This is a genomic window from Bradyrhizobium sp. (assembly GCF_019244115.1).
GTDB lineage: Bacteria > Pseudomonadota > Alphaproteobacteria > Rhizobiales > Xanthobacteraceae > Bradyrhizobium.
Genome location: NZ_JAFATE010000007.1, coordinates 1 through 7,506, shown reverse-complemented (window position 1 = coordinate 7,506; position 7,506 = coordinate 1). Strand labels below are relative to the sequence as shown.

Below are 7,506 nucleotides of genomic sequence, written 5' to 3'. Positions count from 1 at the left end.
GGTAGGCTCGCGTTGCGGGAGAATGATCTCGGTTCAATGTTTCCTGCCCCGGCCGGCGCGAAACTCGAGGCAAATGTATCGAATCAGATGTCGCAAGCAAGGTTGCACTCGAGTGCAGCACGCAGATCTTCCGCCAGCCGATCGAGGAGCGTCTGCTCGTGCCTCGATTGGCCGAGCAGGCCAGCACGGCCGCAGGCTCTGCTTTCGCCTCCCCGAGCACCAGCTTGCCGAAGCTCAGACATTGTCGCCCCGAAGGGGCGCTCAATTGGGGCGTTGGGGCAGAAAGCGTTTCAACGTGGCAAGTTGCGGAGGCTCAGGTCCTCCTGGAAAAGGCCGCGGTTCGGCCAGATACATGTAGCTGTCGGGCCATAACGGTCCGTTCGCCCAATAGGTCAGGCCGATATAACCTCCGGTATCGGAGACGGCGGCCGCGGCTTGCCAAGCCTCGAGCAGCGCGGCTCCCTCGGCCTGACACTGCGGATTGGCGGCCCAACCGACCTCCCCCAGGATTCCCTGCAGCCGATAGGTCTTGAGCCATTCCGTAAAGGGGGCAATGCGCGCGGCTCCCGCACCGGCGACGCAAATGGGTGACGTGCCTGAGCCGTCGCCGTCGAGATATTGATGAGCTTCGAACGCGAAGTTGCCGGCCGGGTCGTAGGCCTTCAGCATCTCCGTCGCATTTCCACTCGTTGTCCAAGTCCAGGCGCCATCCCAAGCCGTCCCTGAAAAGACGATCTTGTTGGTTGCGCCGGTCGCACGAATTGCGGCCGCGATCGCGTTGCTGGTCTTGACCCATTCGAGCGCGGTCTGCTGGTGAGGCTCGTTCATCAGGCCGAACCAGACGTACGGATTGTCCCGGTAGCGTCGGGCGATCTGGGCCCAAAGCTCGGCGAGCCGCGCATTGGAAACTCCCGGGGTGCCTGGCAGGGCCTGGGCCGCCGCGCTGTCGTCGAGATAGTAGCTGCCATAATTGTGCATATCCAGGAGACAGACGAGCGTCCTTCGCCCGCATTCGGCGAGCACCGGATCGAGCTGTTGCATCGCCGCCTCGTCGAGATTTGCCCCGGAGGCAGGCTGGATGTTCTGAAACAGAAACGGCAGGCGGATGATGCCGAATCCCAGCGCTGCGGCCCAATCCACGCGGTTCTTGCCGGGATAGGCGTACTTGTATTGTCCGATCCCAAAATCTCCGGAGGCCTCATTGAGGCCGAGCAAGGGAGGCGCCGAGGGCCTCGCCAGCGAGCCGAGCCTGATCCCCGCCCGCGCGACGTCGATTTGGCCGATTTCATTGTCCTTGATGACGAGCACGTAGTCCTTTTCGGAATTGAAGGAGCTCGCCGTCATCGTGAACCTGAAAGGAAAGACAGCCCGGGGACTGAATGTCAGCATACCCGTGTCCGGGGCGTAGCTGACATCGGGACCGAGCGCCGCAGCGACAGCTTCATTCAGCCCTTCGACGAAATCGACGTCACCCGCCGTACTGCTGCCGTCCATCGCCAGCCTGAGGCTGGTGGGCGATGTCAACGCATGGTTGGTCTCGTGAATTTCGAACGTGACCGCGTTGCCCGTCCCGATACTCGGAACCGAGCGCAGAAGTGCCCAGCGCGCGGCGGGTGGCTCGCCCTGGCTTGCCGTCGGCTGCTTCGAACTGTTCTGTGCAAAGGTGCTCCATGTGGGCGGCTGGTGTTGTTCGGTCCGGGCCGGATTTGGCCACCCCCACTCAGCAAGCCCACCGGTAACGAGCGCGGTCGCCGACATCAACAAATACGACGAGAACCAATGCAACATGCCGTTTCTTTCAGATCTGCTCAGGGAGCCTCTCGCCGGCACCACAGCCACACCGGCGGACCGCGCGTAGCGCTGCGCTTCGCGTTCATGGTGCGGGCCTTCATGCAAACAGAGGCCACACGAAACGCCAGATGATCCAGAAGATGAAATAGGCCCAGCCGGCGGAGGCGACGACGACAGCGGCGCCCCATCCGACTGCGAGCAGCGATTTCAGCAACCCCTTGGGCTGCCTTCGGCGCACGCTGATCGGGTCATTGCGAGAATTAGTCGGCATGAAAATGTGCAGGAGCTCCTGCGGTACCTGCGCCACCGTCAACATCAACCAGACTAGATAATGATAAGGAGCACGATCCGTGCGGACCTCCTGAGCCTGACGTCTGATTTTCGTAGAAGCTGGAGGGATAGCTGTCAGCGACCATCGCCTGGTACTCCCTGGATGCCGAGCGGGTGCAATGTGAACCTACACGTCGGAATGATCGCGCTATCAGGAACAAGCGAGGTTCGCCGGTCCGCATTTAAGAAATGAAGGCGGGCCATCCCCTCAGACCCTCTCGCCCGACAGCCACTGGCCGAGCACGCGCATCAGAAACAGCGGATTGCCGAGGACGTAGCGGCGCCAGAGCCGGGACGGCTCCTGCGCCAGCCGATAGGCCCATTCCAGGCGCGCGGCGCGGACCCAGCGCGGGGCGCGCGCGACGTCACCCGAAAGGAAGTCGAACAGCGCGCCGACGCCGAAGCCGAGGCGACATCCGGTGGCCTCAAGATGCTCGGCAAGCCAGATCTCCTGCAGGGGATTGCCCATGGCAACCAGCACCACGTCGGCGCCGGAGCCCAGGATCTTGGCCGTGATCCCGATGGCGTCGCCGGCGCGCGAATAGCCGTTCTGGCAGCCGGCGATCCGGTGGCGGCCGCCGCACATTGCGATCAGCTTCGCGGCCGCGCGTTCGGCGACGCCCGAGGAGCCGCCGAGGAAGAAGATGCGGTAGCTGTGCCTGGTATGCTGAAAGTAATAGGGCGTGAAATCGGTGCCGTTGAGGTTTTGCGGAAAGCGCCGCTCGAACAGGATCTGGCTCGCGGCATCGACGCCGATCCCGTCATTGAGCACCAGGCTGCGTTTCAGGACGTCGCGGAACGCGCCGTCATTGGTGGCGATGTTGAGCGCATTGGCGTTGGCGAAGGCGACCATGGCCGGCTTGCCCGTCTGATATTCAGCGTCGATCCGGTCGACCGCCGCGCTCCTGGTTCCGACGAAGACGGGGACGTCGAGGATGGTGCGGCAGCGCGCGCCGCAGACGTCATCATAGAGCAACTGATAGCGCGCGAGGACGCTGTCCCAGCCATAGGCTGCGGCCGCCGCGACCGCGCGGGCCCGCATCGCGGCATGATCGCCCGCGATCTCCGGCCAGCGGGACAGGAATGCCGCCGCGGCAGCGTCGGCATCGTCGAAGTCGATGGTCAGCCCGATGCCGCCCTGCGCGACCAGCCGCCGAAACGGGGGAATGTCGGAGAGCAACGGATAAAGCCCCGCCGACATGCCCTCGATCGCCGCGATCCCGAACCCTTCATAGTCGGAGGCGCTGACGATCACAGCACTTCCGCCCATCAGGCTGCGGATCTCGTCATCGTCAGGCGACTGCACGATGCGGAGCGCGTCGGCAACCCCGGCCCGCGCGGCCAGCTCTTTGAGGGCGGGCAGGCCGAGGTCCCAGGGCTGCCCGGCGATCACCAGCCGCCAGTCCGCATCGATGCGCCGCATCGCGGCGAGCAAGAGTAGCAGGCGATCGAGCCGCTTGTTCTCCGAGAACCGCCCGATCCAGATCATCGACTTGACCGGACAGCGGCTGCCTGCATCGCGAAACTTCGCGATGTTCACGCCGTTCTCGATGCAAACCAGACCGCGCGGTCGGATGCGGCTGAACTCGTGGTAATCGACCTCGCTGACGGCGGCAACGCCGTCATAGCAGAGCATCGACGCCCGCGTGACGGTTGCGAAATAGAGCCGCTTCAGCCGCGCCGCAAAGGACGTATGGAAGAAGCCGCCGTGGGTCGAGACCACGAGCCGCCTGCCATGGAATCGTGTCCAGGCCAGGAAATCGAAGAAGAAATCGATGGCGTGGACGTGGACGACGTCCGCATCGCGAATGTGCTTCAGCACCGAAAAGGCGATCGGATAGCGCGGTGAGCCGAAAAACGGAATCCTGACGATCTCGATCCCCGCGACTCGGTCCCGCGGTGGAAGCTTCCCTCCGTCCGCTTGCTTGAACAGCCGGTCCAGCGTGACGACGCGCACCGCGTGGCCGGCGCCCGCCTGCCGCGATGCGAGCTCGAATACAACACTCTCGAATCCGCCGATTGCGGGAAAGAACTGGCGGACGACATGGACGATACGCATTACAATCCGCCCTCTTCAGCAGCAATCCCGGAGCTCTCGCGCGCGAGCGCTCTCCTTACCCGCAAACATCTTCGGACCCGCAATCCCGAAATCGCCGCCTCCGCGCTAGTACGCGTTGCGGCGGCGGAACACTTCGAACATGGTCCTGAGCAGGATGATGACATCCAGGCCGAGGTGCCAGTTGCTGATGTACCAGAGGTCGAATTCGAGCCGCCGCTTCATCAGCTCGACCTGCGCGGTGGCGCCGCGATAGCCGTGCACCTGCGCCCAGCCCGTAATCCCCGGCTTCACGTGATGGCGGTAGGCATATTCGGCGAGCACTTGGCCGTATTGATCGTCATGCGCCACGGCGTGCGGCCGCGGACCGACCAGCGACATGTCGCCGCGAAGCACGTTGATGAGCTGGGGCAGTTCGTCGATGCTCGAGGCCCGCAGAAATCCACCGAACGGCGTGACGCGCGGGTCGTGCTCCGTCGCCTGGCTCACCTTCTCGCCGTCTTCCATGACCGTCATGGTGCGAAACTTGAAAATCATGAACCGCTTGGCGTTGAAGCCGGAGCGGCGCTGGCGGAACAGCACCGGCCCCGGCGAGTCGAGCTTGATCGCAAGCGCTGTCACCAGCATCAGCGGCAACAGACCGAGCAACAGCACCGCGGCGCCGACCATGTCCAGCACGCGCTTTGCAAACTGCTCGAGCGCTGACAGGGGCGTCCGCTGCACCTCGATCGAAAACGAGCGGTTGACCGAGAACGCAGGATTTGTCGTGAGATAGCGGACCTTCTGGTCGGGCAACAGCTGCACGGGCAGCGGCGAGCTGCGCAGCCGGTCGCGGATCAGCTCGATGCTTCGCGTGTCGTTCCAGGACAATGCCAGGACGATTTCCTCCGCGCCGCGGTCGCGCGCGACCCGCAAGGACTCGTCCAGCGCGGCGACAATTCGCCGTGACACCGGCAGCGACCAGTTGCCAAGCTCCGGAAGGGCGACGCGCTCGACCTCCGTCAGGCCGAACCGGCGGAGCAGTTCGCCTTGGTCGACGGCGGCAAGTTCGTCCCGCGGACCGACCACGATCACGCGCCGGCCCTGCAGCCGCCCGCTCCTCACCGACCACGACAGCAGCGCCCGCATCGCGGTTCGCGATGCCAGCAGCGAACCGAGTGCCATGACCAAGAAACAGATGATGGCGCCGCGCGAGAATTCGATGCCGATCCGAAACAGGAAAGCCAGCAAGGTGAGCAGCAGGCTGGTCAGGAGCCAGTGCTGGAGCACGTCGGAGACGTCTCGGCGTCCCGACGAGAAAAGCTCGGGCGCCTGGTAAAAGCCCGAGGATCGTCCAATCAGCAAATAGAGCAGCGCGGCGGCGACGCCGGCGCCGAGCTGGAAGTGCAGATTCCACGACGCATTGGCCAGCACCTGATAGCCCGTCGCTCCCGCGAGACTGGAGAGCACGATAGCGCTGCAATCGACACCGGCGAACACCGCGCCGATCGCCGAACATGGCAGCTGAAGCGTCCTGAACTGGGCGTCGCGCGCAGCGCGCTGCTCGTTTTGTCGGCGCGCGACTTGCGATTGCGACCGCGCGTGCTGCTGCACGCTGGCTACAGCAGCGACGGTGTCCTGCTCGGCCAAAGCATCTGGCGCTTCGGCGCGCAACTCTGATCCTGCGAGAATTGCCACCGTGGCCCCCGCGAAATCAGCAGCTCAAAACCCGCGGGATGGGCGGACACTCACGGTAATCCAGGAAACGAGGGATGCGGAAAAACCGGCAGGCTTCCATGGAAGCAATTCCTTCTTGGCGACAAATAACAGTAAAAATTTAGCTTCAATCTAACCAAACTTTAACCATAATGCTGCTGTGCCGCAACACCAATGATTGAGCGCTCTCACCCGCTTGTGCCCAGGATTGCATTGAAAATGAGCGTCGGACGCTCCCGATGCGAGCAGCGCATGTAACCGCAGGTTGTAGTGAACGACGCGCGCTGTTTTCTCGGTGTGAGGCTCGACGCACACCGCAGCTTGCGGGCGCGATGCCGCGCTCGCGGCGACCGCGGCGTCCGCCGTTGTTCTTCGACTGCTGCCGCAAGGCCCGCCCCCGCTGGCCGTGGCTGTTGCCTTGGCTGTTGCCTTGGCTCTCACCTTGGCCAGCGCCTACCTCGAAGCGATGCGACCTCTCCCGCAAGCGGACCGCAAGCGGGGAGAGGTGTACCGTTTGCGCGGAGAGACGATCGAGCAAACTTCATCATGCCTTAGAGCAGGCCGCGATAGATGCCGGGTTCGGATCCCTCGATCGGGATCGCTCCGACGGTCTTGGTGTAGAAGGCGGCGGGGCCGACCCCGCCAATGATCGCGTAGCCAAAACCCTGGTGCCGCATCTCTTCGAGACAGGCAAACAGCAGAGCAGCCCCGACTCCCTTCTTGCGGGCGGCAGGATCGACGCCCATCGGACCGAAGAAATTCGGACAGGTCGCGTCATGGCAGGCGAAGCCCTTGAGGTTCCCTCCCTCGATCGCAACGAAGCAGGCGACCGGCTGGCGCGCAAACGCAACGTCGGCCTCGCTGGCCCAGGCTTCACTGAACGTGCTGCGGACCCAATGGAGCACCTTGTGCTTCTCGGGAGGCAACGCGCGGCGGATCGATACGCCGGCGGCGGCCAGCCGGTTTGAGGCCTTTCGGGAGTCCGGCAGATCATAGAGGCGTACCAGCATGTCCATGGGGCTGAACTCCAGGCGCAGGGCGCAGAGGTGACCTTTGCGACGACGCGACGTCGCATGGGGCAGGATTGAATCGATTTGCCCGACAGGCAAGGTCTACGACCGTGAGGTCACGCGGATGGCGCCGATTGCGCGTCGCCGACTCGGGAGGGCACGAAACTGATTTGCCCAACGGTTCGTCGGCCGGCCCGATGCCGACGCAAAACGCGAAGAATCGCCTGCGCGAAAAAGCGAAATTCACTTGGCGATTCAATGCTGATTCGGCTGTCCAGTCCTCGGTGCAAAAATATTTTACTTCCGTTTTTCGGAACTATGTGGTCCTTTCCCCGTCATCCCGCCTCGATGCAGAGGGCGTATCGCGATCGTCACGACACGTGAGGCGGGGATGCGGTGGACGCGAGGGTGATGCAAGACGAGCATCGTCGGCGCGGACTGCGAAAGCGCGTGGTCCCGGCCTCCCGACGCTGATCTCGCGGGCGATGGGAGCAAGAAAGCCCGGTTCCCAGGGAGAGCGCGCCAAAAGCGTTAAAGCCATCGCACAGGGAATGCCGGATGATTTGGCTGAACCTGTGGTTATGGGTCCCGGCGCCAGTGCGCAATTGCGCACAAGGCCGGGAC

5 protein-coding genes and 1 pseudogene are annotated in these 7,506 nt (G+C 63.7%); 1 reads left to right on the top strand and 5 read right to left on the bottom strand.

What is annotated here, in order from left to right; genetic code table 11:
• Window positions 1–261: 261 nt before the first annotated feature.
• The 5 genes from JOZ76_RS00235 to JOZ76_RS00215 form a co-directional block, all read right to left on the bottom strand.
• Entirely contained in the window at window positions 262–1,788 is a 1,527-nt protein-coding gene (locus tag JOZ76_RS00235) for a glycoside hydrolase family 5 protein (RefSeq protein WP_291696629.1), read from the bottom strand.
• 100 nt (window positions 1,789–1,888) lie between these two features.
• Window positions 1,889–2,062, bottom strand: coding sequence for a hypothetical protein (locus JOZ76_RS00230; RefSeq protein WP_291696628.1), 174 nt, complete (start codon window positions 2,060–2,062; stop codon window positions 1,889–1,891).
• A 267-nt stretch (window positions 2,063–2,329) separates the two neighbouring features.
• Window positions 2,330–4,180, bottom strand: a complete 1,851-nt coding sequence (locus tag JOZ76_RS00225) for a WecB/TagA/CpsF family glycosyltransferase (protein WP_291696627.1) — start codon at window positions 4,178–4,180, stop codon at window positions 2,330–2,332.
• A 105-nt stretch (window positions 4,181–4,285) separates the two neighbouring features.
• Complete coding sequence (locus tag JOZ76_RS00220; RefSeq protein ID WP_291696626.1) at window positions 4,286–5,854, bottom strand: undecaprenyl-phosphate glucose phosphotransferase; 1,569 nt, start codon at window positions 5,852–5,854, stop codon at window positions 4,286–4,288.
• Window positions 5,855–6,423: 569 nt separating this feature from the next.
• A complete protein-coding gene (locus JOZ76_RS00215) occupies window positions 6,424–6,888 on the bottom strand; it encodes a GNAT family N-acetyltransferase (RefSeq protein ID WP_291696625.1) in 465 nt (154 codons plus the stop codon).
• 128 nt (window positions 6,889–7,016) lie between these two features.
• Between JOZ76_RS00215 and JOZ76_RS00210 the strand changes: the two are divergent.
• Window positions 7,017–7,506 (top strand): annotated as a pseudogene (locus tag JOZ76_RS00210) (hypothetical protein); the annotation flags it as partial.

What these genes read in the sequence shown, in the direction of transcription:
- JOZ76_RS00235 (WP_291696629.1), bottom strand. Translation starts at nt 1,788, where the DNA reads ATGTTGCATTGGTTCTCGTCGTATTTGTTGATGTCGGCGACCGCGCTC.
- JOZ76_RS00230 (WP_291696628.1), bottom strand. Translation starts at nt 2,062, where the DNA reads ATGCCGACTAATTCTCGCAATGACCCGATCAGCGTGCGCCGAAGGCAG.
- JOZ76_RS00225 (WP_291696627.1), bottom strand. Translation starts at nt 4,180, where the DNA reads ATGCGTATCGTCCATGTCGTCCGCCAGTTCTTTCCCGCAATCGGCGGA.
- JOZ76_RS00215 (WP_291696625.1), bottom strand. Translation starts at nt 6,888, where the DNA reads ATGGACATGCTGGTACGCCTCTATGATCTGCCGGACTCCCGAAAGGCC.